General features: G+C 75.0%; 23 protein-coding genes. 18 read left to right on the forward strand and 5 right to left on the reverse strand.

Annotated features, from left to right (window positions below; genetic code table 11):
- Positions 1 to 496: 496 nt before the first annotated feature.
- Positions 497 to 1348 carry a siderophore-interacting protein gene (locus ACFVX9_RS24525; RefSeq protein ID WP_380482775.1) on the reverse strand — a complete coding sequence of 284 codons (852 nt, stop codon included), beginning with the start codon at positions 1346 to 1348 and terminating at the stop codon, positions 497 to 499.
- 82 nt (positions 1349 to 1430) lie between these two features.
- On the opposite strand from ACFVX9_RS24525, the gene ACFVX9_RS24530 reads away from it, so the two are divergent.
- Positions 1431 to 2234 carry a TetR/AcrR family transcriptional regulator gene (locus ACFVX9_RS24530; protein WP_380482773.1) on the forward strand — a complete coding sequence of 268 codons (804 nt, stop codon included), beginning with the start codon at positions 1431 to 1433 and terminating at the stop codon, positions 2232 to 2234.
- A 31-nt stretch (positions 2235 to 2265) separates the two neighbouring features.
- Here the strand turns inward: ACFVX9_RS24530 and ACFVX9_RS24535 are convergent, their stop codons facing one another.
- The gene (locus ACFVX9_RS24535; RefSeq protein ID WP_363373336.1) at positions 2266 to 2463 is read right to left on the reverse strand and encodes a hypothetical protein; all 198 of its coding nucleotides are present in this window, start codon (positions 2461 to 2463) and stop codon (positions 2266 to 2268) included.
- A gap of 212 nt (positions 2464 to 2675) precedes the next feature.
- Between ACFVX9_RS24535 and ACFVX9_RS24540 the strand changes: the two genes are divergently transcribed.
- The 3 genes from ACFVX9_RS24540 (at position 2676) to ACFVX9_RS24550 (ending at position 4934) form a co-directional block, all read left to right on the forward strand.
- Positions 2676 to 3971, forward strand: coding sequence for a D-alanyl-D-alanine carboxypeptidase family protein (locus ACFVX9_RS24540; protein ID WP_380482849.1), 1296 nt, complete (start codon positions 2676 to 2678; stop codon positions 3969 to 3971).
- 25 nt (positions 3972 to 3996) lie between these two features.
- On the forward strand, positions 3997 to 4407 hold the full coding sequence (locus tag ACFVX9_RS24545; RefSeq protein WP_380482771.1) for a PPOX class F420-dependent oxidoreductase: 411 nt from the start codon (positions 3997 to 3999) through the stop codon (positions 4405 to 4407).
- A 113-nt stretch (positions 4408 to 4520) separates the two neighbouring features.
- Positions 4521 to 4934, forward strand: a complete 414-nt coding sequence (locus ACFVX9_RS24550; protein WP_380482769.1) for an NTP pyrophosphohydrolase — start codon at positions 4521 to 4523, stop codon at positions 4932 to 4934.
- A 92-nt stretch (positions 4935 to 5026) separates the two neighbouring features.
- On the opposite strand, the gene ACFVX9_RS24555 is transcribed toward ACFVX9_RS24550, so the two are convergent.
- Entirely contained in the window at positions 5027 to 5464 is a 438-nt protein-coding gene (locus ACFVX9_RS24555; protein ID WP_387983461.1) for a hypothetical protein, read from the reverse strand.
- Between the two features lie 611 nt (positions 5465 to 6075).
- Here ACFVX9_RS24555 and ACFVX9_RS24560 point away from each other — a divergent pair.
- Together ACFVX9_RS24560 and ACFVX9_RS24565 are read left to right on the forward strand one after the other, a co-directional pair.
- Complete coding sequence (locus ACFVX9_RS24560; protein ID WP_387983463.1) at positions 6076 to 8415, forward strand: heavy metal translocating P-type ATPase; 2340 nt, start codon at positions 6076 to 6078, stop codon at positions 8413 to 8415.
- Complete coding sequence (locus tag ACFVX9_RS24565) at positions 8412 to 8930, forward strand: copper chaperone PCu(A)C (RefSeq protein WP_387983465.1); 519 nt, start codon at positions 8412 to 8414, stop codon at positions 8928 to 8930. Before ACFVX9_RS24560 ends, ACFVX9_RS24565 begins: the two co-directional genes overlap by 4 nt.
- A 153-nt stretch (positions 8931 to 9083) precedes the next feature.
- On the opposite strand, the gene ACFVX9_RS24570 is transcribed toward ACFVX9_RS24565, so the two are convergent.
- Positions 9084 to 9950, reverse strand: a complete 867-nt coding sequence (locus ACFVX9_RS24570; protein WP_380487588.1) for a universal stress protein — start codon at positions 9948 to 9950, stop codon at positions 9084 to 9086.
- 339 nt (positions 9951 to 10289) lie between these two features.
- Here ACFVX9_RS24570 and ACFVX9_RS24575 point away from each other — a divergent pair, with 339 nt between their 5' ends.
- The 11 genes from ACFVX9_RS24575 to ACFVX9_RS24625 all read left to right on the forward strand — a co-directional run bounded on the left by ACFVX9_RS24575 (position 10290) and on the right by ACFVX9_RS24625 (position 24774).
- A complete protein-coding gene (locus tag ACFVX9_RS24575) occupies positions 10290 to 11987 on the forward strand; it encodes a GAF domain-containing sensor histidine kinase (RefSeq protein ID WP_363373498.1) in 1698 nt (565 codons plus the stop codon).
- 223 nt (positions 11988 to 12210) lie between these two features.
- A complete protein-coding gene (locus ACFVX9_RS24580; protein WP_387983467.1) occupies positions 12211 to 13794 on the forward strand; it encodes an amino acid adenylation domain-containing protein in 1584 nt (527 codons plus the stop codon).
- A complete protein-coding gene (locus ACFVX9_RS24585) occupies positions 13784 to 14026 on the forward strand; it encodes a phosphopantetheine-binding protein (RefSeq protein WP_063346173.1) in 243 nt (80 codons plus the stop codon). Before ACFVX9_RS24580 ends, ACFVX9_RS24585 begins: the two co-directional genes overlap by 11 nt.
- A complete protein-coding gene (locus ACFVX9_RS24590; protein ID WP_387983469.1) occupies positions 14023 to 15459 on the forward strand; it encodes a flavin monoamine oxidase family protein in 1437 nt (478 codons plus the stop codon). Before ACFVX9_RS24585 ends, ACFVX9_RS24590 begins: the two co-directional genes overlap by 4 nt.
- Before the next feature lie 103 nt (positions 15460 to 15562).
- Positions 15563 to 17386 carry a class I adenylate-forming enzyme family protein gene (locus ACFVX9_RS24595; protein WP_387983471.1) on the forward strand — a complete coding sequence of 608 codons (1824 nt, stop codon included), beginning with the start codon at positions 15563 to 15565 and terminating at the stop codon, positions 17384 to 17386.
- A 6-nt stretch (positions 17387 to 17392) separates the two neighbouring features.
- Entirely contained in the window at positions 17393 to 18781 is a 1389-nt protein-coding gene (locus ACFVX9_RS24600; RefSeq protein ID WP_387983472.1) for a KamA family radical SAM protein, read from the forward strand.
- Positions 18778 to 19923, forward strand: coding sequence for a RimK family alpha-L-glutamate ligase (locus ACFVX9_RS24605; protein WP_387983473.1), 1146 nt, complete (start codon positions 18778 to 18780; stop codon positions 19921 to 19923). The genes ACFVX9_RS24600 and ACFVX9_RS24605 overlap by 4 nt, the downstream gene beginning before the upstream one ends.
- Positions 19920 to 21149 (forward strand): phenylacetate--CoA ligase family protein, encoded by a 1230-nt coding sequence (locus tag ACFVX9_RS24610; RefSeq protein WP_387983475.1) that lies wholly within the window; start codon positions 19920 to 19922, stop codon positions 21147 to 21149. The genes ACFVX9_RS24605 and ACFVX9_RS24610 overlap by 4 nt, the downstream gene beginning before the upstream one ends.
- A complete protein-coding gene (locus ACFVX9_RS24615; protein WP_387983477.1) occupies positions 21146 to 22507 on the forward strand; it encodes an MFS transporter in 1362 nt (453 codons plus the stop codon). Before ACFVX9_RS24610 ends, ACFVX9_RS24615 begins: the two co-directional genes overlap by 4 nt.
- On the forward strand, positions 22504 to 23496 hold the full coding sequence (locus tag ACFVX9_RS24620) for an SDR family NAD(P)-dependent oxidoreductase (RefSeq protein ID WP_387983479.1): 993 nt from the start codon (positions 22504 to 22506) through the stop codon (positions 23494 to 23496). The genes ACFVX9_RS24615 and ACFVX9_RS24620 overlap by 4 nt, the downstream gene beginning before the upstream one ends.
- Positions 23497 to 23514: 18 nt before the next feature.
- Entirely contained in the window at positions 23515 to 24774 is a 1260-nt protein-coding gene (locus ACFVX9_RS24625; RefSeq protein ID WP_380380647.1) for a phenylacetate--CoA ligase family protein, read from the forward strand.
- A 66-nt stretch (positions 24775 to 24840) separates the two neighbouring features.
- Here the strand turns inward: ACFVX9_RS24625 and paaI are convergent, their stop codons facing one another.
- Positions 24841 to 25251 carry a hydroxyphenylacetyl-CoA thioesterase PaaI gene (paaI, locus tag ACFVX9_RS24630; protein WP_380487568.1) on the reverse strand — a complete coding sequence of 137 codons (411 nt, stop codon included), beginning with the start codon at positions 25249 to 25251 and terminating at the stop codon, positions 24841 to 24843.
- Between the two features lie 158 nt (positions 25252 to 25409).
- On the opposite strand from paaI, the gene ACFVX9_RS24635 reads away from it, so the two are divergent.
- Entirely contained in the window at positions 25410 to 26681 is a 1272-nt protein-coding gene (locus tag ACFVX9_RS24635; protein ID WP_380487566.1) for a hypothetical protein, read from the forward strand.
- Position 26682: the final 1 nt, after the last annotated feature.

Below are 26682 nucleotides of genomic sequence, written 5' to 3' on the forward strand. Positions count from 1 at the left end.
TGGACGCGGCGGTGACCGTGACGGCAGCCGCTAGCTGGGATTTCCGCCAGCCGATCAATGGACATCCTTTCGTCTGATGAGACGTCAGGTTGCGCGGCCCGGCGTACGCGGATCCAGGTCGGACGCGTGGTTGCTCCGGACCGCGCGTCCCGACAGCGGTCGCATTCCAGCGCATCCGACACGACCACGACAAGGGGGGAAATCCCCATTAGAAAGTAAAAAAGACCATCAGAAAGTAAAATTCACGGCAGAAATCGGGCCATGTCCGCCCCTTTTCGCTGACCAGACCCGGTCGGAACTGTCCGATCCCGGTCGGAAAAAATCGGTGGCGAACTCTGGACAGTGGCGGACCACCGCCACCTGGGACACACCGTCAGCACCGCCACACACCCTTCCCCCCGGACCCACTCTGAAACCGGACATGACAGAACGGGCGGGCGGTCACACCGCCGCCCGGTGGCCGGAATCCCCCGGCCACCGGGCGATCAGCACCCGATCAGCCCGCGGCCATTCGCTCCTGGGCGTCCGCCAGATCCTCGGCGGTGGGCACGTCGTCCTGGGTCAGCCGGTGGCGCCAGTACCCGGTGAAGTCGATCGACGGCTTCGGCACGCCGCGCTCCGCCACCAGGTGGCGGCGCAGCGCCCGCACCGCGCCCGCCTCCCCCGCGAGCCAGGCGAACGGCGTGCCGGCCGGCAGCTCGGCGGACCGCACGGCCCCGGCCAGCACGACCCCGGGGGCCGCCCCGCCCCGGGCCAGCCAGTGCACGGCCAGCTCGGCGCGGCTCTCCAGTGGCTGCCGCTCGGCCTCGTCCGCGACCTCGACGAACGCGAGGGCCCGCACCCCGGCGGGCAGCGCCTCGACCAGCGTCGCGATCGCCGGCAGTGCCGACTCGTCCCCCGCCAGCAGCACCCAGTCGGCAGCGGCGGCGGCCTCGGCGAGCGGGACCGGCGGGGCGTACAGCGCCGAGGGGCCGACCATCCCGAGCCGCTGCCCGGGCTCCGCGCGCTCCGCCCAGGCGGCGGCCGGGCCGGTGTCGCCGTGCAGCACGAAGTCGATCTCGACCAGGCGGGTGCCGGGCCGGCGGCGCCGGAGGGTGAAGCTGCGCAGCAGCGGGCGCCGGGCCTCGGGGATCGCCAGGTACGCCTGGTACCAGCTCATCGGGTCGTCGCTCTGCGCGGGCAGTTCGGGCACCGCCTGGCCGGGGCGGGGGAAGCACAGCTTCACCTGCTGGTCGGGCGCCGCGCCCACGGAGTCCGCCAGGGCCTCGGCCTCGAAGGTGACCCGGGCGGTGCGCGGCGTGATCCGGCGGACCTCGACGACCTCGACGAAGGTGACGGGCAGTGTCATCGAAAAACCCCTTCGGTTGATAACCTTACGGCATAAAGAGTTGTCGCGGCCGAGGATACTTTACGCCATAAGGAGTTGCTGCATGGTCGTCTACGCCGGACAGGGCGACGCCCACCGGTCCCTGTCCCTGCTCTGGGGCACACCACCGCAACCGCACACCGGGCGCAGCGGCCCCAAACCGGGCCTCAGCGTCGACGCGATCGTCTCCGCCGGCATCGCGGTCGCCGACGCGGACGGCATGGCCGCGCTCTCGATGCGCGCCGTCGGCGAACGGCTCGGCCGCACCGCCATGGCCCTCTACACCTACGTCCCGGGCAAGGCCGAACTCCTCGACCTGATGCACGACCGGGCACTCGGCGAACTACGGCTGGACGTCGCAGACTTGGACGGCTGGCGCCCCGCCGTCACCTCCTGGGCCGAGGAACTGTACGCCTGCTACCTGCGCCACCCCTGGATCCTCCAGGTCTCGCAGGCCCGCCCGGTGCTCGGACCGGCCGAACTCGCCGCCATGGAAGGCCTGTTGCGCGCCCTGCAACCGGCCGCCCTCGCACCCGCGCGGCTGCACGGCGTCGTCGCGGCGCTCTGGCAGTTCGTCCGCGGCACGGCCGCCGTGGCCGCCGAATCGCGCGGCGCCGCCGCCGCGACCGGCATCGCCGACGAGGACTGGTGGACCACCCGATCCGCCCGACTCGCCGAACTGGCACCGGACTTCACCGACCGCTTCCCCCTGCTCACCGCCCTCCAGGGCGCCGGCGACGGCACGCCGCAGGACCGCGACCGGGCGGCCTTCCGCACCGGGCTCGCCGTCCTGCTCGACGGCGTGGCGGCCTCGGGGGCGGGGGCGGGGGCGGGGGCTGATCAGGGCGTTGATCGGGCTGCGGACTGAGCGCTGATCGGGCCGCTGGTTGAGCCGCTGATCAGCCCCGGCGGGCCGCCGGGATCGCCAGCAGGATGCCGAGCACCAGCAGAGTGGCGTACCCGGCGGTCTCATGGCCGTCCGGGACCAGGAAACGGACGAAGCCGAACAGCCGGAAGCCCCCCAGCCAGTCCGCCGCCAGGCCGGACCCGCCGCCGAGGATCAGCACGAAACCGAGATAGCCGAGCAGCGTCTTCATACCCCGAGCCTAGGCAGCTCCCGGCGCCCGGGAATCCGACTTTCGGCGCGACCCGGGGATGACCAAAGTCGTCCCGGCGCCATCCCCCGGCCGTCCCGGCGCCGTGCCGCCCGGGATCCGGACCTCCGTACCGCCGTACCGCCCGGGATCCGGACGGAGCAGCAGGCGCGGCGGCCCGGCGGCGCCCCGGGTACGTTCGCCGTGTGCAGCAGATGCCACAGCATGTCAGCAGAGTGGCGGCGGCCGCCGCGGTGTCCACCCTGATGCTCGCCGCCGGCGCCCCGACCGCCCCCGGGCAGGACGCCGCCGGTGCGATCGGCGGCGAACGGCTCGGCCAGTCCACCGTCCAGGTCGCTCCGCTGGCCGGGGCGCCCGCGCTGCCGCCCACGTTGACCGGGCGGTCCTGGCTCATCGCCGACGCCGGCACCGGCGAGGTCCTCGCGGCCCACAACGCCCACCTCCAGCTCCCCCCGGCCAGCACCCTGAAGATGCTCTTCGCGGACACCGTGCTGCCCAAGTTCGACCGCACGACGGAGCACAAGGTCACCACGGCCGAACTGGCCAACGTCGGCGCCGGCAGCAGCCTCGTCGGCGTCAAGGAGGACCTGCCGTACCGCGTCGAGGACCTCTGGCGGGGCGTCTTCCTCAGCTCCGGCAACGACGCCGTCCACGTCCTCGCGCACATGAACGGCGGCCTCCAGCAGACCGTCGCCGAGATGCAGGCCCGCGCCCAAGCCCTGCAAGCCCGCGACACCAAGGTGGTCTCCCCCGACGGCTACGACATGGACGGCCAGGTCTCCTCCGCCTACGACCTCACCCTGTTCGCCCGCGCCGGGCTGCGCAACGCCGACTTCCGCTCCTACTGCTCCACCCGCACCGCGCACTTCCCCGGCGGACTCGACAAGCTCACCGGGCAGCGCACCAGCTTCGACATCGCCAACACCGACCGGCTGCTCGGCAAGTACCAGGGCCTGATCGGCGTCAAGAACGGCTACACCACCAACGCGGGCGCCACCTTCACCGGCGCCGCCCAGCGCGGCGGCCGCACCCTGCTGGTGACGGTGATGCACCCCGACACCCAGACCCGGGTCTACGACGAGGCGGCCGAGCTGCTCGACTGGGGCTTCGCGGCGGCCGACAAGGTCCAGCCGGTCGGGCAACTGGTGGAGGACACCGCCGCCGCCCACCCGGCCACCATCACCGGCCGGGCCGGCGCCGCCTCGTCCGCCGTCCCCGCCGCCATCGCCGGCCAGGCGCACCCGCAGGCCGCCCGGGGCAACGACCCCGGCCTCGCCCCGGCCGCCTGGACGGCCATCGCACTCGGCGCCGTCCTCGCCCTGTGGGCCGCCGCGCGCACCGCCGCCCGCCGCCGCGCCGCACTCGCCGCCGACCCGGCCGCGCTCCCCGACCCGGGCGCCACCGCCCTCGGCGGGCACCGCCACCACGGGCTGGCCCGCCGGGCCCGGGCCCTGGTCAGGCACGCCCTGCCGCGCGCCCGGCGGGAATGATCAGGCACGCCCTAGACTTCCGGCCATGACCACGCCCGACCCCGCTCCCTCCGACCGGCTCGCCCGGATCGTCAGCCTCTCCTCCGGGAGCTACCTGCTCGTCACCACCTACAAGAAGGACGGCACCACCGTGCCGACCCCGGTGTGGGTGGTGCGCGACGGCGAGGCGCTCGGCGTCTGGACCGTCGCCGACTCCTGGAAGGTCAAGCGGATCCGCAACCGCGCGGACGTCCTGGTGGGCCCCTGCGACGTCAAGGGCCGGCCGACCGGCGAGCAGTACCCCGCCACCGCCGAGATCCTCTCCCCCGAACGCACCGCCGCCTACCGCACCCTGCTGCGCCAGAAGTACGGCCTGCTCGGCGTGCTCACCCTGCTCGGCAGCCGCCTGCGCCGCGGCGAGCGCGGCACCGTCGGCATCCGGATCACCCTCACCTGACGCACCACCCGGCTGACGGGGCCCCGGTGGGCTCGCCCGGCGGCCCCGCCGGCCCGGTCACTCGCCGGGCCGGCCCTGGGAAAGGCGTGACGAGGAAGGGCGTGGGAGAGGCCATGGAGGACAGGGACGCGATCGGGACCCGGGGCGGGCTGCCGCTGCTGGTGGTGGACGGGGCCAACGTGGTCGGATCGGTGCCCGACGGGTGGTGGCGGGATCGACGGGGCGCCGCCGAGCGGCTGCGGGACGCGCTGGTCGCCGTCGCCGGGCAGGGCCTGCCGGAGCGGCCCGGGCCGCTGGAGGTGGTGCTGGTCGTGGAGGGCGCGGCCCGGGGCGTGGACGGACTGCCCGAGGTGCGGGTGGTCGCGGCGGCCGGCAGCGGTGACGACCGGATCGTCGAGCTGGTCCGGGCGGCCAGGGCCGAAAAGCCGGACCGGGACTGCCTGGTCGTCACCGCCGACCGCGAACTGCGGGCCCGGGTCGGCGCGCTGGGCGCGGCGGTCACCGGGCCGCGCAGCGTGCGGCGTTAGGGCCGGTCCCGTCCAGTCCCGTTCAGTCCCGTTCAGTGCCGTCGCGCGCGCGGCAGGACCGAACGGGACCCGTTCCGGGACGCGCGGCGGGGTCAGTCCGCCTGGGTGGCGTACATGCCCCAGTGGATCGCCTGGTCGGAGGCGGTCACCGTGAACAGGAGGTCCCGGCCGGGCCGGGCGGGGATCTCCACCGAGCCGGTGCCGGTCGCGCCGACCGGGCACTGGACCGTGAAGTCGGCCGGCGCCAGGCCGGCGACATGGACCTGGACCGAGCCGCCGCCCTGGCAGCCCACCGCCACGGTGAAGGGCTGCGAGGGGTTGACGGAGGCCGTCACCGCGCCGCCGTCGCCGATCCAGTCCGGGATCCAGATCAGGCCCGTCTCCCCCGGGTACGGCAGGATCTCCCCCGTCCCCATACCGCTCTGGACCGCAGCCGGGCCCGGCTGCGCCGAGGCCGTCCCGGCGACCGCCAGTACCCCCGCCAGCGCGGCCGCGCTTGCGGCCAGCATCCGCTTCCCCGTACGTGTCATCGCTACTCCCCGCTGCGTTGACCATCCGTCCGGCCGCACGAGCTCGCGCGGCCGGGCCGGGTGCCGGTCTTCGGCACACGAAGAGATCTTATGACGATCAGATTCGACAGAGGGCGGATTCGCCCGGACCCCGGGCCATGACCCGGGTCACGGGCCGGAACGGCCCCGGGGCCGAACGCGTATGGGCGCCTCCCGGAACCGACCACGGGCACCGGCACCTAGTTGACGGGTAGTAGCCGGGACCCAGCGCATCGGGAGGCGCCGTCCCGGACGTTACCTGGTCACATCGGGTGCGTCATCCGAATTAATCCGGGCCCGGAGCCTGCCGTACGGGTCCCGCCGGGCCCGCGGTGCCAGGGCGCTCCCCACCGGTTCGGACCGTACGGGAACCAACCGCGCCCGCCGTCCGACTGCTGGGGGGTGAGTGCGAAGTCGCCGGGTGTCCGGCCCTTGAGTGTGCTGGCGGGGTTCGCCCTGCTGCTGGTGGTGGTGTTCGTGGTGGCGTATGCGGTGGGACGGCAGGCGGGCCCGGTGTCTCCCGGGCTGACGCCCGGGGGCGGCGCGTCGCCCGGGGCGCCCGGGATGGGCGGGCACGACATGGGCGGGATGCGATGAGCCCGGTCGCGGGGGCCGACGCCGGGGCCCTGGTGAGCACCGATCTGGCGGTCGGCGGGATGACCTGCGCTGCCTGCGTGGGCCGGGTGGAGAAGCGGCTGGCCCGGATCGACGGAGTGACGGCCGGGGTGAACCTGGCGACCGGTCGGGCCCGGGTGCTGCACCCGGCCGGGGTGCCGGCCGAAGAGCTGGTGGCAGCCGTCGAACGAGCGGGATACACCGCCGAGTTGGCGCCCGCAGGGGCGGGCGTCGGGCTGCCGGACGAGGAGCCGGCGGAGCGCCGGCGACTGCTGGTGACGACGCTGCTGGCCGTCCCGGTGGTGGTGCTGTCGATGGTGCCGTCACTGCAGTTCCCCGGCTGGCAGTGGGTCTGCTTCGCGCTGGCCGTCCCGGTGGTCACCTGGGGGTCGGCCGGGTTCCACCGCCGGGCCTGGCAGGGGCTGCGGCACGCGGCGGCCACCATGGACACCCTGGTCAGCCTGGGGGTGGTGGCGTCCTTCGGCTGGTCCGCGTACGCGCTGGTGTTCGGCGGCGCCGGGGAGGTCGGCATGCGGATGCCGTTCTCGCTGACCGCGGACGGCGGCGGCGCGGCGCACGTCTACCTGGAGGCGGCGGTCGGGGTGCCGCTGTTCGTGCTGGCCGGGCGACTGCTGGAGGGCCGAGTGCGGCGGCGCAGCGGCTCCGCGCTGCGGGCACTGGCCGAACTCGGCGCGAAGCAGGTGTGCGTCCGGGACGGCGGGACCGGCGAAGAGCGCCTGGTACCGATCGAACTGCTGCTGCCAGGGCAGGAGTTCGTGGTGCGGCCGGGCGAACGGGTGGCCACCGACGGGGTGGTGGTCGAGGGCGGTTCGGCGCTCGACCTGAGCCTGCTGACCGGGGAGAGCGTGCCGGTGGAGGTCGGCCCCGGGGACGCGGTGGCCGGCGCGACCGTCAACGTCGGCGGCGCGCTGGTGGTACGGGCGACGGCCGTCGGCGCCGACACCCAACTCGCCCGGATCACCGCACTGGTGGCGGACGCCCAGGCCGGCAAGGCCCGGGCGCAGCGCCTCGCCGACGCGGTGGCCGGGGTGTTCGTGCCGTGCGTGCTGGCGGGCGCGGTGTGCGTGCTGGGCTTCTGGCTCGGAGCGGGCGCGGCCCCCCAGGCGGCGGTGACGGCGGCGGTCGCGGTCCTGGTGGTCGCCTGCCCGTGCGCCCTGGGCCTGGCCACCCCGACGGCGCTGCTGGCGGCGACCGGGCGGGGCGCGGAGCTGGGCGTGCTGGTGCGCGGCCCGGAGGTGCTGGAGAGCCTGCGCCGGGTCGACACCGTGGTGCTGGACAAGACCGGGACGCTGACCACCGGGCGGATGGAACTGGCGACGGTGACGGTCGCCCAGGGCTTCGACGCAGGGCTCGACGAAGGCCGCCGCGAAGGTCTCGACGCGAGGCTCGACGAAGGGCTCGACTCGGGGCTCGACGAGGGTGCGGTGCTGCGGCTGGCCGGCGCGGTGGAACACCGCTCGGAGCACCCGATCGGGCGCGCCGTGGCGGCGGCCGCGCGGGAGCGCTGCGGTCCGCTGCCCGCGGTGGACGGCTTCGCGGCCGCCACCGGGGTCGGGGTGTCCGGGGTGGTCGAGGGCCGGAGCATACGGGTGGTCCGCCCGGACGGCACGGCGCAGCCGCTGCCCGCCGACCTCGCGGACGCGGTCACCGCCGCCTCGGACACCGGCCGCACGGCCGTGGTGGTCGAGCTGGACGGGCGGGCCGCGGCCGTGCTCACCGTCGGCGACACGCTGCGCTCGGGCAGCTGGCGGGCGCTCCACCGGCTGCGCGGGATGGGGCTGGAGACCGTCCTGTTGACCGGCGACGGCCCGGGCGCGGCCCGGGCGGTGGCGCGCGAGCTGGGCATCGAACGGGTGCACGCCGCGGCCTCACCGGAGGGCAAGGCCGCGGTGGTGGCCGAGCTGCGGGGCGCCGGGCGGACGGTCGCGGTGGTCGGCGACGGCGTCAACGACGCGGTGGCACTGGCCTCGGCGGACCTCGGGGTGGCGCTGGCCTCGGGCAGCGACGCCGCGATCGGCGCGGCCGGACTGACCCTGGTGCGCGGCGACATCGAGGCGGTGGTGGACGCCGTCCGGCTGGCCCGACGGACCCTCGGCACGATCCGGGCCAACCTGCTGTGGGCCTTCGGCTACAACGTGGTGCTGATCCCGCTGGCGGCCGTCGGCCTGCTCAACCCGATGCTGGCGGCGGTGGCGATGTCGCTCAGCTCGCTGCTGGTGGTCGGCAACAGCCTGCGGCTGCGCACCTGGCAGCCCGGACGGGGCACCTCGACGGCCCGGAAGGGGGCCCGGCGATGAGCGGGGCGATGAGCGCGCTCGGACGGCTGCGGGTGGTCGGCCCGCCGGTGGGCGCGGCGGCACTGACGCTGGTGCTGCTGACCGGGTGGACCGCGGTCGGCGGGGCCGGGCGGCCCCGGCCGGTGGAGGCCGGCCCGGGCTGGCTGCTGCTGCCGACGGCAGGCGCGGCCCCGGCCACAGCGGCGTTCTTCACGATCCGCAACCCGGGCGACGTACCGGACGAACTGACGTCCGCCAGCTGGGAGTTCGGCGGCCGGATCACAATCAAGCGACACCTCCACCAGGGCGCCGCAGGCCGCTGGGAGCCGGTGACCGCCCTCCCGATCCCGGGCCGCGGCGAACTGGCAATGGCCCCGGAGGACGCCGACCTGATGATCGCCGACCCCCCGCCCCTACGAGCCGGCCAGTGGGTCGACTTCACCCTCGGCTTCCGCCACAGCCCGGACCTCCACCTCAAGGCCCAAGTCCTCCCCCCGGGCACCCGCCCCCGCCCAACCGAACCGCCGACACCCTGACACTCCCCGGCCCCCGTCGGGACGTGATCCGGTCCCAACGGATGGCCCGGACCGCTGTGCGGTCCGGGCCATCTGTCTGCGGAGGGTGCGAGGTTCGGACTCGTGAGGGGTTGCCTTGGCCCGCTTTCCGGGCGGGCGCTGCCGGGGCGTTGGTCAGGGGTGGGGGATGACGGCGACTGGGGACTGGGCGTGGTGGAGGGCGGCGTGGGCGACGCGGCCGAGGCGGGGGCCGAAGTCGAGGGAGCGGTGGCGGCGGCCGACGACCAGGAGGGCGGCGCCGGCGGAGGCTTCGACCAGGCCGCGGGCGGCGCCGAGCCGGACGTCCTCGATCACCGCGGTGTCCGGGTGTCGCTCGCGCTGGCCGGCCAGGGCGAGGGAGAGCAGTTTGGCCTCCAGCGCCTCCAGTTGGGCGATCTCGGTGGGCGGCACGGCTCCGCCGGCGTAGCCGAAGACCGGCGGGAGGTCCCAGCCGTGCACGGCCCGCACCCGGGCTCCGCGCAGGGCGGCTTCCTGGAAGGCGAAGGCGAGCACCTCCTCCTCCGGGGCGTGCGCGTCGACGCCGACCAGTACCTCGGGCACGCCGTCGCCGGCGCCGTCGGGCGCGCCCGGCTCGCGCACCACGACCACCGGCACCGTGCTGCGGGCGGCCGCGGCCATGCCGACCGAGCCGAGCAGCAGCCCGGTGAAGCCGCCGAGGCCGCGTGAGCCGAGCACCAGGAGGGCAGCGTCCGCGGCCGCGGCGACCAGGCCGTCCACCGGCGCGTCCAGGACGGCGTCGGTGTGCACCGCCAGGTCGGGGTGGCGCTCGCGGATCGCGTCGGCGGCCGAGGCCAGGACCCGCTGCGCGGCGGCCGGCAGGTCGTCGGGCTCGGCGAAGGTGGCCACGCCGTCGGTCAGCCACGGCCAGGCGTGCACCAGGCGCAGCGGGGTGCCCCGGAGCACTGCCTCGTCGGCGGCCCAGAGGGCGGCGTTGGTGCTCTCCGGCGAGCCGTCGACCCCGGCCAGGACGGATGGCGTCATGAGGGTTCCTCCACTGTGTCGGCGCTTGGCGGGGCGGCGCGGGGACGGTGTGCGCACTGACGGCCCGTCCGCTCCTCCCCCACCCTGGCGGTCCGCCAGGGCCTCGCGACAGAGGCCGCAGGCCCCTCCGCGACGGGACGAAAGGCCCGCCCGTGGGAGCGTACGGCGCACCCCGGCGTGCGGGGTGCCGACACCCGGGCACTACCGTGAATCCGGCAATCGCCCTGATCGGGCGGCACCTGGCGCCCTCCGGCGGCGGGTGGAGGACGGGCCAGGGCGAGTACGAGGAGGACAGCGGTGGGCGGAGCGGACGGCAGCGCGGCGGGTGGCGGCGCGCGGATGCCCCGGCTGCGCCTGGACGAGCTGCTGGAGGAGCTCCAGTGGCGGATCGACGCGGCGCGCGGCACCCAGAACCGGGTGCACAGCCTGTTGGAGGCGGTGCTCGCGGTCGGCCGGGAGCTGGACCTCGCCCAGGCGCTGCACCGGATCGTCGAGGCCGCCGCCGACCTGGTGGACGCCCGTTACGCCGCGCTCGGGGTGATCGGCCCGGACGGGCACTCGCTGTCGCAGTTCCTGACGGTGGGGATGTCCGAGGAGGAGATCGCCGAGATCGGCCCGCCGCCGTCCGGCCGGGGCATCCTCGGCGAGTTGATCCGCGACCCGCAGCCGCTGCGCTGCCCGGTGCTGTCCGAACACCCGGCCTCGGCGGGCTTCCCGCCGAACCATCCGCCGATGCACACCTTCCTCGGGGTGCCGGTGCGGGTGCACGGCGAGGTGTTCGGGAACCTGTACCTCACCGACAAGCGAGGCGGGCTGGACTTCGACACCGACGACGAGGCGGTGATCTCCACCCTGGCGGTCGCGGCCGGGGTGGCGATCGACAACGCCCGGCTGTACGAGGAGGCGCAGCTGCGCCAGCGCTGGCTGCGGGCCAGCGCGGAGATCAGCCGCAGCCTGCTGTCGGGCGCGCCCCGGCTGGAGGTGGTGGAGCTGATCGCCCGCCGGGCCGGGGAGATCGCCGGCGCCGAGCTGGCCGACGTCTCGGTGGCGCTGGACGGTCCGCAGGAGCGGGCGGAGGAGCTGACGGTGGAGGTCGCGCTGGGCGGCGCGCCGGCCGCGCGGCTGGGGGTGACGGTGCCGGTGGACGGCACGCTGTCGGGCGCCGCGTACGCCTCCGGTTCGCCGGTGACCAGCGACGACCTGGCCTGCGACGCCCGCTACCCGGCGGGCCCGGCGGGGCGCTTCGACGGGCTGGGCCCGGCGGTCGCGGTGCCGCTGGGCACCGGGGCGGGGTACGGGCGGGGCGTGCTGCTGCTGGCCCGCGCGGCCGGGCAGCCGGCCTTCGGGCCGGACGAGACCGGGCCGCTGCTGGGCTTCGCGGACCAGGCGGCGCTGGCCCTGGAGCTGGCCGAGCGGCGGCGCGACGCCGAGCACCTGACGCTGCTGGAGGACCGTGACCGGATCGCCCGGGACCTGCACGACCTGGCGATCCAGCGGCTGTTCGCGACCGGGATGACGTTGCAGAGCGCGGGCCGGCTGATCGACAGCCCGGCCGCCGCCGACCGGGTCGCCCGCGCGGTGGCGGACCTGGACGAGACCATCAAGATCATCCGGTCGACGATCTTCGGGCTGCGCGCCCACAGCGAGCCCGACCGGGGCCTGCGCGCCCGCGCCACCCGCGTCGTCGCCGAGGCACAGGGGACGCTCGGCTTCGCGCCCCGGCTGAGCATGGAGGGCCTGCTGGACACCGACGTGCCGCAGGAACTGGCCGACCACGCGGTGGCCGTCCTCGGCGAGGCGCTCAGCAACGCCGCCCGGCACGCGCGGGCGGGCCGGGTGGAGGTGACGCTGCGGGCGCTCGCCGGGCGGGTGGCCCTGGTGGTGGCCGACGACGGGGTGGGCGTGCCCGAGGGCGGCCGGCGCAGCGGGCTGCGCAACCTCGCCGAGCGGGCCGAGCGGGTGGGCGGCACCTTCACGGTCGAGCCCGCCGAGGGCGGCGGCACCCGGCTCTCCTGGGAGGCCCCGCTCGGCTCCTGACGCGCCGTCACCGGGATGTCGCCGGGCCTTCGCCCACGCCGCTCCGCGCCCTTGCGTGCGCCGTCCCTACTCGAACGACCGAACGCCCTCGGGCGGGTTCACACGTCGAGCACGCCCCCCTCGAAGAACGCTCTCAACATCCATTGTCGCCACGCATGTTCGACGGTAGAGTCGCCGTTCGCCGAGCACGGATGAGCATTCGACAGCATCATTTGGGGCGGCCATGTCAATTAATCAGGACACCCTCCAGGTCGCTCCCGACCTGATCCACGCGTTCACAAAAATGGCACGCCGCAATCCCCGACACCCCGCGATCGTCCAGCGGGGGCGCACCCTCGACTACGGCCGGCTCGCAGAGCTGGCGAACACCCTGGCCAGGCGCCTGGGACCGGACCCCGGCACGGTCTGCGTGCCGGCCGTCCACACGGCCGAAACGGTGGTCGCACTTCTCGGCGTGCTGACCGCCGGAGGTACGTACTGCCCGATCGATCCGGCATTCCCGGAGGCCCGTCGACACGCCATGGCGACGGCCGCGAACTGCCGCACGGCGATACTCGGCGAAGCCGTCGCGGACCACCAACTCGGCACTCGATTAGTGGAGTTACCCGCCCTCTCGGAATTCCCCGGAGAACCGCCCGGAACCCTTCCGGCGGACCGTTCCGCAAGCGGCCCGGAACATCCGGCCTACATTCTCTTCACGTCGGGTTCGACCGGGCAGCCGAAACCCGTCGCCACTCCCCGCCGGGCCGTCGCGGCCACGGCCCACGCACTGCGCGACCTCTTCCACCTCACCCCCCAGGACCGGGTGCTCCAGTTCGCCTCGCTCAACTGGGACACCTGCTTCGAGGAGATCCTCCCGGCACTCACCGCGGGCGCCACCCTCGTCCTCGACCCCGACGCGCACTGCGGATCGTTCCCGCGCTTCCTGCGGATGGTCGAGCGCGAGCGGATCACCGTCCTGGACCTGCCGACCGCCTTCTGGCACGAGCTCGTCCACCACCTCGTCGAAGACCGGGCCGAACTGCCGCCCTGCGTCCGGCTCCTGGTGATCGGCGGGGAGGCCGTCCAGCCCGCCCGGCTGGACGACTGGGCCCGGCTGGACACCGGACGGATCCGGCTGCTGAACACCTACGGCTGCACCGAGACCACCCAGATCACCCACGCCGTCGACCTGTCCGGACCGCTCGCCCGCGAACCGGTCGGGCCCGGCGCCCACCGCGCACCGATCGGCCCCGCACCGATCCGCCCCGCACCGATCGGCCACGCCCTGCCGCACGTCATCGAACGTCTCGGCGAGCAGGGCGAGTTGCTGATCGGCGGGCCGGGCCTCGCGCTCGGCTACCCCGGCCTGCCCGAGGCGACGGCGGCCCGGTTCACCACCGTCGACGGCGAGCGGTACTTCCGCACCGGCGACCGGGTGAGCCGCGGCCCGGACGGCCTGCTCACCCACCAGGGCCGCCTGGACGGCGAATTGAAGGTGCGCGGCGTCCGGGTGGACCCGGCGGAGGTCGAGGCGCACCTCACCGGCCACCCCGAGGTGACCGCGGCCGCCGTCACCGGTGCCACTCTGGCCGACCGCACCACGCTGCTCGCGTACGTCGTGGCACGCCGGCACACCTCCCCGCCGGACCTGGCCCGCGAGTTGCTGTCGTACCTGCGGGCCCGGGTGCCCGGCCACCTCGTGCCCGGGCGGATCACCGTCGTCCCCCGGCTCGTGCACACCCCCAGCGGCAAGGTCGACCGGGCCGGCTGCCACCTGCGCTACGGCGCCCACGACAGGTCGAAGGAGACCTCCGTTGAGCACTGACCTCACCACCCCCGCCACCCCGCAGGACCTGGTGGCCGTCTTCCGGCGCGTGCTGGAACGCGACGACGTGGCGCCCGACTCCGACTTCTTCGACCTCGGCGGCGACTCGCTGATCGCCACCCGGGTGCTGAGCGCCGTCGCGCGCGGCTACGCCGTCGAGCTCACCTTCGACGAGTTCCTGCTCGCGCCCACCCCCACCGCGCTCGCGCGCAGAATCACGGCCGCGAGATGAACGACCACCCGTCCGACGACCACCCGTTCAACGGCCGGCAGTTCAACGACCAGCAGTTCAACGACCATCAGCCCGCAGGCACCGCCGTCGTGGTCGGCGCCGGACTGGCCGGGCTCACCGCCGCCACCGGGCTGGCGGCGCACGGCTTCGACGTGACCGTCCTGGAGGCCCGGGACCGAGTCGGCGGACGCACCCACGGCATCGAGGCCGCCCCCGGCGTCCTGGTCGACGCCGGCGCCGCCTACCTGGGCGACCGGCACACCGAACTCCTCGCCATGATGGACGAGTTGGGGCTCAAGACCACTCCCACCACAATGTCCGGCGCCAGCCGGTTCGCGCTCGGCGGCGGCACCGGCACCGGCAGCGACGCCGAACCCGGCCCCGACGCCGCGACCCGCGACGGCCGGTTCCCACCGCTCGACGGCGTCGCGCTCGGCGACCTGTTCGACCGGCTGTCCGAACTCACCGCCGCCGTACGGCCGGAGGCGCCCTGGCTCACCCCCGGCGCCGAACGCCTGGACGCCCTCACCGCCGCCGAGTGGGCCGAGCAGCACCTCACCCACCCCGACGCCCGGCTGTTCTTCCCGCTGTTCCTGGGCGAGATGACGGCCGCCGACCCGGCCGACATCTCCGTCCTCCACCTCGCCTTCTACCTGCGCTCCGGCGGCGGCCTGCGCTACCTCAACGCCTTCGCCGGCGGCGCCCAGCAGGACCGGATCGCCGGCGGCGCCCACCAGGTGTGCGAGCGGCTGGCCGAGCGCCTGGGCCGCCGGGTACGGCTGGGCGAGCCGGTCCGGGCCGTCCAGCAGGACGCCGACGCCGTCACCGTGCACACCGACCGCGGCGAACACCGCGCGGACGTCGCCGTCATGGCGCTGCCGCCGCTGCTCGCCGACGCGATCGACTACCGGCCCGGCCTGCCGGTGCGCCGGGCCGGCGAGCGCACCGCGCGCGGCTGCGCGGTCAAGGTCCACCTGGTCTACCCGGCGCCGCTGTGGCGCGACCACGGCCTGTCCGGCTGGTCGGTCAACGCCCGGGGGCCGCTGCTCTCCACCGTGGACGACTCCCCCGCCGAGGCCGGCATCGGCGTCCTGACCGGCTTCGTCACCGGCGCCGAGGCGCACCGCTTCGCCGCCCTCACCCCGCGGCAGCAACGCGCGGCGGCCGTCGGGCAGGCCGCGCAGCTCTTCCCGATGCTCCCCGAGCCGACCGCCTGCCACGTCACCGATTGGCTCAACGACCCGTTCAGCCAGGGCTGTTACGCCGCCCTGCTGGGGCCCGGCGACTGGCCGCGGCTCGGCCCGGCGCTGACCGCGCCGCACCACCGGGTGCACTGGGCCGGCACCGAGACCAGCACCGCGTACTTCGGGCTGATGGAGGGCGCGATCCGCTCCGGCCACCGGGTCGTCGCCGACGTCCTCGCCCGCGCCTGAAACCAGCGCCCGACGCCCGCACACCCGCCTTCCCCCCGCCTTTCCCCCTCCCCGGAGCCGGTTCCACGAGAACCCGCGCCCGGTACCCCCTCGGGAGACCCCCATGAGCGACCGCAGTTCCATCGCGCCCCTCGCCGTCAGACAGCGGCTGATGACCGAACCCGCCCTGGGCGCTGGCAACTTCCTCGACCACGCCCTCGCGGCCAACCCGCACCGCGCCGTCCCGTCCGTCTTCACCCACCGCACCGACCACCGTGGCGAGGTCGTGCTGCGCGGCCACAGCCTGCTCGACCTGGCCGCGCTGCGCGACCGTTACGCCGCCTGGTACCACGCCAACGGGGTGCGCCCCGGCGAGCCGGTGGGCGTCGTGGTCGGCGAGGGCCTGGAGCCGCTGCTGCACTTCCTCGCGCTGACCTCGCTGGGCGCCGTCCCCGCGCTGGTCAACGACGCGATGCGGCACGACGTGCTGGTCCGCTACCTGGACCACGTCGGCGTGGTCGGCGTGGTCGGCGACGACCCCACCCGGCTGGCCGCCGCGTACCGCGAGGACCCGGGCCGCCGCCCGCGCTTCCTCGCCCTGGCCGCCGAGGTGCAGGCCTTCGACGCCGACGCCGTCGAGCTGCCCGCCGGCCACCCGTACCGGCACGCCCCGGACGACGTGGTGGCGCTGATCCACTCCTCCGGCACCACCGGCACCCCCAAGTCCACGATGCTGGCGCACCGCCAGTTCTGGGACGGCAAGCAGCCACGCATGGAGCGCTTCCCCGCCGAGCCGTACGACCGGCTGATGTCGCTGATGCCGCACACCCACGCCGGCGGGCTCAGCTACTTCCTCACCGCGACCCTGCTCGGCCTGCCCACCGTGGTGATGTCCGACTGGCGGCGCGCCGTCGTCGAGCCGGTGATGGAGGCCTTCCAGCCGACCATGGTCGCCTCCTTCCCCCGGACCTTCGTCGAGCTGGCCACCGGTGACCTCCCGGTCCGCGGCGCGGCCCGGGTGCACTCCTGGTTCAACACCGGCGACAGCGCGCACCACGGGCACATCCGCCGCCTGGTGACGCTCGGCGAGCGGCCGGCCGGGCTGATCCGCCCCTGGCTGCTGCCGCAGGACCGGGCCGACCAACCCGCGCTTCCCGGTTCGCAGTTCGTCGACGGCCTGGGCTCCTCCGAGATGGGCATGGCGCTCTTCGGCCAGGTGACCACCCCGGAGAGCGCCCGCGACGACCGCTGCGTCGGCAGGCCGCTGGAGGTGGTCCTGAAGGCCGCCGTGCTCGACCAGGACGGCACCGAACTCCCGGACGGCACGGTCGGGTTGCTCGGCGTGGTCAGCCCCTCCCGGACCCCGGGCTACTGGCACGACCGGCGGCTGACCGAGAGCTTCGAGCTGGCCGGCTACTGGCTCACCGGCGACGTCGCCCGCCGCGCGTCCGACGGCCGGTTCTACCACCTCGACCGCACGGTGGACGTCATCGACACCACCGACGGCCCGGTCTACAGCCTGCCGATCGAGGAGGTGCTGCTCGCCGACTGCGCCGACCTGGTGCAGGACTGCTCGGTGGTCGGCGTCCCCGGGGCGGTCGGCGAGGGCCAACGCCCGGTCGCCGTCGTCCGGTTGCAGGCCGGGGCCGGAGGGGCCGCCGGGGCCGGCGCCGAGGAGGTGCAGGACGCGGCGAACAAGGCGCTGGCCGCGGCCGGGCTGGCCGCGCTCGCCGCCGTCCGGATCGCCCGCACGCCGCAGGACTTCCCGCTCGGGCCGACCGGCAAGGTGCTCAAGCGCGAGCTGCGCACCCGCTTCGCCGGCCTCTTCACCGACCCCCAAGCCGACCCCCAAGCCGACCCGCGAACCGACCCGCGAACCGACCCGCGAACCGAGCCCCGAACCGGCACCCAAGCCGGGCCCTCCACCGCCCCCTCCGCCGGCCAGTAGCCGGCCATGGACCACCCCGTGATCCGCCAGCCGTACACGTACGCGCGGACGGCGCTGGTCGAGCCGGACTGGCGGCGGCTGCCGGGCTGGCGCCACGTCACCGAGGCGCAGTGGCGCGACGCCCAGTGGCAGCGGGCCCACTCGGTGAAGACCGCCCGGCAGCTGCGGGCCGTCGTCGGCGACCGGCTCTCCGACCACTTCTACCAGGAACTCGCCGCCGACCAGGCCGGGTTCGCCACCATGCCGATGTTGCTGCCGCCACAGCTGCTGAACACCATGGCCCCGGACGCCCCGGCCGACCCGCAGGCCTTCACCGAGGCGTTCCTGGCCGACCCGGTGCGCCGCTACATGCTGCCGGTGCGCACCGACCGGCACCCGCACTGGCCCAGCCACCCCCGGGCCGAACGGGACTCGCTGCACGAGGCGGACATGTGGGCCGTCGAAGGTCTGACGCACCGTTATCCCACCAAGGTGCTGGCCGAGTTGACCGCCACCTGCCCGCAGTACTGCGGCCAGTGCACCCGGATGGACCTGGTCGGCACCTCGACACCCCAGGTGGCAAAGACCCGGCTGCTGCTGCGCCCCGCCGACCGGCAGGAGCAGATGCTCGACTACCTCAAGCGCACCCCCGCCGTGCGCGACGTGGTGCTGTCCGGCGGCGACCTCGCCAACGTCCCCTGGCCCCGGCTGGAGTCCTTCCTGCTGCGGCTGCTGGACCTCGGCACCGTCCGGGACATCCGGCTGGCCAGCAAGGCCGTGGTCGGCCTGCCCCAGCACTGGCTGCAGCCGCAGTTGCTGGACGGCCTGGCCCGGGTCGCCGAACTGGCCGCCCGCCGCGCGGTCAACCTGGCCGTGCACACCCACGCCAACCACGTGCGCTCGGTCACCCCGCTGGTCGCCGAGGCGGCCCGGGCCCTGCTGGACGCGGGTGTGCGGGACGTCCGCAACCAGGGCGTGCTGATGCGGGGCGTCAACGACACCCCCGAGGACCTGCTCGACCTGTGCTTCGCCCTCCAGGGCGAGGCGAACATCCTGCCGTACTACTTCTACCTCTGCGACGTGATCCCGGGCGCCGAACACTGGCGGACGCCGCTGCACCAGGCGCAGCGCCTCCAGGAGGCGATCATGGGCTACCTGCCCGGCTACGCGACCCCGCGCCTGGTCTGCGACGTCCCGCACGTCGGCAAGCGCTGGGTGCACCAGGCGGTGGCCTACGACCGCGAGCTCGGCATCTCGTACTGGACCAAGAACTACCGCACCGGCCTGGAGAGCGGCGACGGCGGCCAGGACGCCCCGCTCGACCGGCGCCACCCCTACTACGACCCGGTGGACACCCTCCCGGAGACCGGCCGCCGCTGGTGGTCCGGGCCGTCCACCGCACGAGGAGCGCGATGAGCACCCCCGACCCGAGCCCCGGCCCGAGCCCTGCCCCGAGCCCCGACCCGAGCCCCGACCCGAGCCCCGCCCCTCCCCGGGACGGCGAACTGCGCCGCCTGTGCTGGATCTTCCCCGACCGGGAGTCCTCCCGGATGGCCGCGATGTGGCACGGCTTCTTCTGGGACCTCTACGCCGAGAGCGCCGCCGACCTCGGCCTTCGCTGGACCAGGCACGCCCCGGAGGCCGTCACGGTGGACGCCACCGGGCCCGGCCGCCCCCGGGTCTACGTGGACGACGAGCCGGTCACCCCCGAGGACACCCTGTTCATCACCGCGCTCTACTCGCTGCCGTACCAGTCGATGGACGTCTTCAACCAGTACGCGCTGTACGCGGTGCTCGAACAGGCCGGGTTCTACCTGCCCTTCCCGCCGCAGGTCTCGCTGATCGGCAACGACAAGCTGGCCACCCTGCTGTTCCTGGGCGGCTCCCCGGTGCCGACCATCCCGACGGTGCGGATCGGCACCGGCCGGGACATCAGCAAGCACGGCTACGAGGTGGGCCTGCGGAACATGACCTACCCCGCGATCGTCAAACCCGCCGGCTGGTGCGGCGGCGGCGGGATCAACCTGGCCCGCGGCCCCGAGGACGTCCGGGGCCTGGCCAGCCTCGCCCAGGGCGGCGACACCACGCTGGTGGTCCAGCCCTACCTGGGCGACGGCACGATCGACTACCGGGTGTACGTCGTCGACGGCGAGCCGTACGCGGTGATGAAGCGGACCCCGGAGCCCGGCTCCCCGGTCGCCAATGCCAGCCGGGGCGGCGACATGGAGTTCCCCCCGGTGCCGCCCGAACTCGCCGCCGCCACCGCCTGGTTCGCCGGGCGGCTGCCGATCCCGTTCTTCTGCGTCGACTTCCTGTACGACGGCGAGCGGTACTGGTTCTCCGAACTGGAACCGGACGGCGTGATCGCCCCCGACCTCACCGACCCGGACCGCACCCTCCAACGGGACGTCACCCGCGCCCGCTTCGCCGCCTACCGCGACGGCCATGCCAAGTGGCTCGCGGACGGCGCCCGCCCGCTCACCCTCGACCCCACCCGAAGCCCCGCCCACAGCCCCTCCCACACCCAATCCCTCGACCCCCGGACGGACTCCCGATGACCGCCTCCTTCTCCCTGCCCCCCGAGACCGCCGTGCCCCGCCTGCACGTGGCCCGGCGCACCCTGGAGCGGCTGCGCAGCGTCCCCGCCCTGGCCCCGCGCTACGCCAGCCACGTCAACGTCCACACCCTCGACCGGCTCGCCACGCTCCCGCCCCTGGCCAAGGACGACCTCAACACCGCCCTCGCCCACCTGGAGCCCGCCGCCGACCAGGCCGCCACCTGGCTGTTCCAGAGCGGCGGCAGCACCGGCGCCCCCCAGGTCGGCTACGCCCCCACCGGCTTCTACATGGCCGGCGTGCACGCCCACTGGCAGCCGCTCGACCGGACGGACGTCTTCGTCAACGCCTGGGGCGCCGGCCGGATGTGGGGCGCGCACTTCCTCGCCGCCGCGCTCGCCGACCTCTCCGGCTGCCGGATCATCGCGCTCGGCTCGGTCGCCGCCGAGGAGTACGGCGACTGGCTGGCCTTCCTGGCCGCGCGCCGGGTGACGGCCATCGGCGGGACGCCCAGCGTGCTGCGGCTCTGGTTCGCGCACGCCCGCGCCGCCGGCATCCGACTCCCCTCCCTGCGCAAGGTGTTGTGGCTCGGCGAGGCCTGGCAGCCCCAACTCGCCGAGGACCTCGCCGTGGTGGCGCCCGAGGCGCAGCGCTGGGGCATGTTCGGCAGCACCGAGACCTGGGTGGCGGCCACCAACACCCCCGACTGCCCGGCCGACACCTTCCACCCGCTGCCCGACCAGCTGGTCCACGCCGACACCGACGGCCTGCTCGACTTCACCACCCTCAACCCCGAGATGCTCAATCCTGTGCTGCGCTACCGCACCGGCGACGCGGGCGAGTTGACCGACTGCCCGTGCGGGAGGCCCGGCCCGGCGATGCGGGTGCTGGGCCGGCGCGACAGCGTCGTCCAGGTCCGCGGCCTCGGGCTGGACGTGGCCGAGCTGATCGCCCGGGCCGAGCGCGAACCGGGCGTGGCCCGGGCCCAGGTGGTGCTGACCGAACAGCGCGGCCGGGCCACCGGGGTGGAGGTCCTGCTGCTCACCGGCGGGACGGGCGCCGCGCCCGACACCGAGCGGCTGCGCAAGGAGCTGTTCGCCGCCACCTTCACGCTCAGCACCGCCTTCCAGCACGACCCGGAGTCCTTCCGGGTGCGGCCGGTCGAGGAGCTGATCAGCAACGGCCGCACCGGCAAGACCGCCGGGCTGGTCCTGCGGGAGGGCGCGTGAAGTCCGACCCGGCGGGAGGCGGGGTGACGTCCGACCCGGCGGGAGGCGGGGCGGCGTCCGACCCGGCGGGAGGCGGGGCGGCGCCCGTCCGGCCGGCGCCGCTGGGCCGGGGCTTCGACCTGTTCTGGGCCGGGCAGACCGTCAGCCTGGTCGGCGACAAGGTCACCGTGTTCGTCGTCCCGACCCTGATGATCTTCGTCCTGCACGCCTCCGCCCTCCAGGTCGGCGTGGTGGCGATGGCCCAGTACCTCGGCATCCCGCTGCTCGGGCCGGTCGCCGGAGTGCTGGTCGACCGCTGGGACAAGCGCCGCACCATGCTCGGCTGCGACCTCGTCCGGCTGGCGGCGGTGGCGGCGATCCCGCTCGCGTACTGGCTCGACGTGCTGTCCACCCCGCTGCTGTTCGGCTGCGTGGCGGTGATCAGCGGCGCGACGATCTTCTTCAACGTCGGTTACCTGGTCGCCGTCCCCGCCGTGGTGCCCGAGGACGGCATGGTCCGCGCGTACTCCCGGCTGGAGGGCAGCGGCTCGGTCGCCGAGGTCGCCGGCCCCTCCATCGCCGCCGCCCTGTACAGCGCGCTCGGGGTGGCCGCCCTGCTGGTCGACGCGGCCAGCTACCTGGTCTCGGCCGTCTGCTTCCGGTACATGAGCCCGTGGGGCGAGCGGACGGTCGAGGACGGCTCGATCCGGGAGCGGCTGACCCTCGGCTTCCGGCTCAACTGGGCGGACCCGGTGCTGCGCCGGGTGGTGCTGGCGGCCGTCACGCTCAACTGCGGCGGGCCGGTCTTCGTCACCGTCCTGCCCGTCCTCGCCTACCGGGGCCTGGGCGTGACGGTCGGCGCCTTCGGCGCGGCCATGTCGGTGGCCGCGCTCGGCGCGCTGGTCGGCGCCCTCGTCGCCCCGCGGCTCAGCCGGCGGTTCGGCCTGGGGCGGACGATGGCCTGGTCGCTGCTGCTGCACTGCCTGGCCGGCCTCGGCCTGCTCGCCGCGCCCGCACTGCCGCCCGGGCCGGTGATCGCGGTGACCATGGGCTGCTACGGATTCTTCATGTCCTGCATCAACGTGTGCAGCGCGCCCACCCGGCAGGCCCGGATGACCGCCCGCAACCAGGGCGTCATGCACGCCGCCTTCCGGACCGTCACCTGGGGCGTGATCCCGCTCGCCGCGCTGGTCGGCGGCCTGGCCGTCACCCTGCTCACCGGCCCGCTGGGCATCCTGGACGCGGCCCGGGCGGTGATGGCGGGCGGCACCCTGCTGGCCGCCTGCTCCTTCCTCCCCGCCCTCGGCCTCCAGCCGCTGCTGGACGCCGCCGGGCGCGAGGCCGCCGCCCCCGGGGAACTCGCGGAGAGCGCGTCGTGAGCGACGCGAGCGCCGGGAACGCCGGGAACGCCGTGCGCAATGTGAACGCCGACGGCAAGGTCCTGCTGATCACCGGGACGTCCTCCGGCATCGGCCTGGCCACCGCCGTCGCGGCGGCCCGGGCCGGGTACCGCACGGTGGCCACCCTGCGCGAACCCGGCCGCGCCGGGGAGCTCCGGCGGGCCGCCGAGGCCGCCGGCGTCACCGTGGACGTCCGCCGCCTCGACGTCACCGACCCCGGCTCGATCGCCGCCTGCCTGGACGGCGTGGCCCGGACGTACGGGCGGCTGGACGCCGTGGTCAACAACGCGGGCGTCTCCAACTCCGACCCGACCCTGGAGATGTCCACCGACGCGGCGCTGCGGGCCAACCTGGAGGTCAACTTCTTCGGGGTGGCCGCCGTCAGCCGGGCCGCGCTGCCGCTGCTGCGGGCCTCCGCAGGCCGCCTGGTCGCCGTCGGCAGCGTGCACGGCGTGGTCGGCCAGCCGTTCAACGAGGCGTACTGCGCCGCCAAGTTCGCCGTCGAGGGGTTCCTGGAGGCGCTCGCCCCGGTCGCGGCGGCGCACGGCGTCCAGGTCTCGGTGGTCGTGCCCGGCTACGTCCCGGACACCCGGTTCGGGGTCTTCCCGGACATCGACCGCGGCACCATCCAGGCCGCCTCCGGCCCGTACGCGCCCACCTTCGCCGGCTACCTGGACTGGGTCGGCGGCCAGGGCTGGGAGTCGGCCGGCCAGCCCGCCCGGGAGGTCGCCGAGGTCGTCGTACGGACCCTGCTCGCCGACCGGCCGCCCTTCCGCGTGCCCGCCAACCAGTGGGCCGCCGACTACCTGGCCGCCAAACTCGCCGACCCGGACGGCTCCACCGTCCAGTCCCTCGCCCGGACCTGGCTCGGGCAGCCCGACGCACGCCGCGAAGCACGCCTCGAAACACGAGCCGAAGCACGAGTCGAAGCACCCGCCGAAGCACCCCCCGCAGCACCCTCCTCCTGAGCAAGGGACCCGACCACCATGCCCGCCAAGCCCCTGGCCGAGCTGATCGCCTTCGCCCGCGCCAACTCGCCGTTCTACGCCGAGCTGTACCGCGACCTGCCCCCCGCCGCCGAGCGCCTCGACCAGCTCCCCGTCATCGACCAGGCCGCCTTCTGGGCCGCCAACACCTGGCCAGACAACCGCGTCCTGACCGGCCCGCTCAGCGACGCCGGCATCTACAAGACCGGCGGCACCACCGGCGTCCCCAAGTTCTCGCCCTGGACCCGCACCGAGCACGCCGACTCGGTCACCGCCTTCGGCGCCGGACTCGTCCGGGCCGGCCTGCGGCCCGGGCACCGGGTCGCCAACCTGTTCACGGCCGGCGAACTCTACGGCGGCTTCCTCTACATCGAGGGCGCCCTGCACCACGCACCCGTGGACAACGTCCGCCTGGGCGTCGGCGGCGCCGCCCCCGACCCGTACATCGCCGACCTCATCACCGGTTTCGGCGTCCACGTGCTGGCCGGCGAGCCGATGAAGCTCAGCGCCGTCGCCGAGTGCCTGGTCCAGCGCGGGGAGACGGCCGACGGGGTCGAACTGCTGCTGTTCGGCGGCGATCTGCTCTTCGCCGACCTGCGGCCGATCCTCGCCCGGGCCTTCCCCCACGCCGCCGTCGCCTCCGTCGGCTACGCCTCCAACGACGCCGGGCTGGTCGGCTCGCCCGTCCCCGGCGACGACGTCCGGGTGCACGAGGCCTTCGCGCACCGCACGGTGGTGGAGCTCGTCGACGACGTCACCGGCAAGACGATCACCACACCCGGCACTCCCGGCCGGGTCGTCGTCACCAACCTGTTCCGCACCCTGATGCCGATCCTGCGCTACCCGACCGGCGACCGCGCCGAGTGGACCGACGCCCGCTGCCGCCGCTTCCGCCTGCTCGGCCGCTCCACCGAGGGCGCCCGGGTCGGCACCGTCGCCATGCCCACCGAGGAGATCCGGGCCGTCCTGCTCGCCGCCGACCCGGAGCGGCACATCACCGGCATGCAGCTCGTGCAGCGCCGCTGGGCCGGGCGCGACGGCCTGATCCTGCGCCTCGGCTACACCGGGCAGCGGCCGGGCCCCGAACTCGCCGACCGGCTCGTCGAGGCCGTGTACACGGCCCGGCCGCTCTACCCCGACGAGGTCGCGCTGGGCAGCATCCACGACCTCGCGGTCGAGTGGGTGCCGCGCTCCGAACTGGTCACCAACCCGCGTACCGGCAAGCTCCAGCAGGTACTGGACGAGCGTCCGCAGTCCTGACCGGGCGGTGATGGCAGGGGCCGGGTGGCGGGGGCGGGGGCCGGGCAGCGGTAGGGGACTGGGCGCTCAGCCGGTCTGCGGCCGGCCCCCGATCACCACGCTCTGCCCGCGGAACTCGGCGATGACCTTCCCGTCCGCCCGCCGGACCGTCACGTCGTAGACCCCGCTGCGCCCGGCCCGCGACCGCTCCACCGCCTCCGCCACCAGTTCGTCCCCGACCGCCGCCGGGGCCAGGAAGACGACCTGCGCCGCCTGCGCGACCGTCACCGGGCCGTGGCTGTTGCACGCGAACGCGAACGCGGCGTCGGCGAGCAGGAACAGGAAGCCGCCGTGCGCCGTCCCGTGGCCGTTCACCATCGTCGTGGCCACCGTCATCCGCGTCACCGCGCGGCCGGCGGACACCTCGTCCAGCGCGATGCCCAGCAGCCGGCAGGTCTCGTCCCGCGCGTAGAGGGCGGCGGTCCCGGGGTCGAGCATGGCGTCCTGTTCCCTCCGTCGACGGCGTCCGGGGCCAGCGTAGAGCACGGCGCCCGGCCGCCGTCCGGGGGAACTCGGCCGCGCCGCCCCGCCGTTCGGCCCGCCCCGCCGCCCGCCGACCCTAGCCTGCTCAGGTTCCCCGAGCGCAAGGACGGCTGATGGCCCAGAAGTCACCCGCGACCGCCACCCCACCGGGCACCGGCGGGATCCCGTCGGCGCAGCCGCCCAGCGGATCCGTGACGGCCCTGCGGATCGGGGCCGCCGTGGCCGGCGCGCTGCCCTCCGTGGTGCTGCGGCTGGCCGGGGTGCACCTGGCGCCCGTGCCGGGCATGGTGGTCTTCGGCCTCGGCGTGCTGGCGGCGGCGCTGCTGCTGATGTGGGCTGCGGAGACCGCCCGGGCCGACATCTCCGGCCCGCTCGCCCTGGCCCTGCTGGCGTTCATCGCCGTCCTGCCCGAGTACGCCGTCGACCTCTACTTCGCGTACGCGGCCGGCACCCGGCCCGAGTACGCCGCCTACGCGGCCGCCAACATGACCGGCGCCAACCGGCTGCTGGTCGGCGTCGGCTGGCCGCTGGTCGCCCTCGCCTCCTACTTCGCCGCCCGGCGGCGCGGCGCCGCCCCCGGGATCACCCTGCGGGAGCACCGCCGGATCGACACCGCCTTCCTCGGCGCCGCCGCCCTGGTGGCCTTCGTGATGCCGCTGACCCGGCAGATCTCCTGGGTGCTCGCGGTCGTCCTGATCGCCTGGTACGGCTACTACCTCTTCCGGGTCAGCCGCTGCGGCGAGGAGGACGAGGAGGAACTCATCGGCGTCCCGGCCCGGTTGGCCGCCCTCCCGCGGCAGCGCCGCCGGGCGACCACCGTCCTGGTCTTCGCGGTCGCGGCCGGGGTGATCTTCGCCTGCGCCGAGCCCTTCGCCACCTCGCTGGTCGACGCCGGCGCCTCGCTCGGCATCGACCGCTTCCTGCTGGTGCAGTGGCTGGCCCCGCTCGCCTCCGAGGCGCCCGAGCTGATCGTCGCGGTCGTCTTCGCCTGGCGGCTGCGCGGGGACGACGGCCTCGGTGCGCTGCTCTCCAGCAAGGTCAACCAGTGGACCCTGCTGATCGGCTGTCTCCCGTTCGCCTACCTGGCCGGCGGCGGCGCAGCCTCCCTCCCGCTGGTCGAGCGCCAGGTGGACGAGGTGCTGCTGACCGCCGCGCAGACCGTCCTGGCCGTGGTGCTCCTGCTCGACCTGCGGTTCCTGCCCTGGAAGGCCGGGCTGCTGTTCGCCTTGTTCGCCGTCCAGTTCGCCCTCCCCGGCGAGTCCGCCCGGGTCGCGCTGAGCTGGGTCTACCTCGCCCTGGCCGTCCCGCTCCTCGCCGTGCGTCTGCGCCAACTCCCGCCCACCGTCCGCGCCTTGGCGGGCCGCATCGAGGGCGATCCGCACTAGC

Origin of the sequence: Kitasatospora sp. NPDC058243, assembly GCF_042882025.1 — a bacterium.
Taxonomy (GTDB): domain Bacteria; phylum Actinomycetota; class Actinomycetes; order Streptomycetales; family Streptomycetaceae; genus Kitasatospora.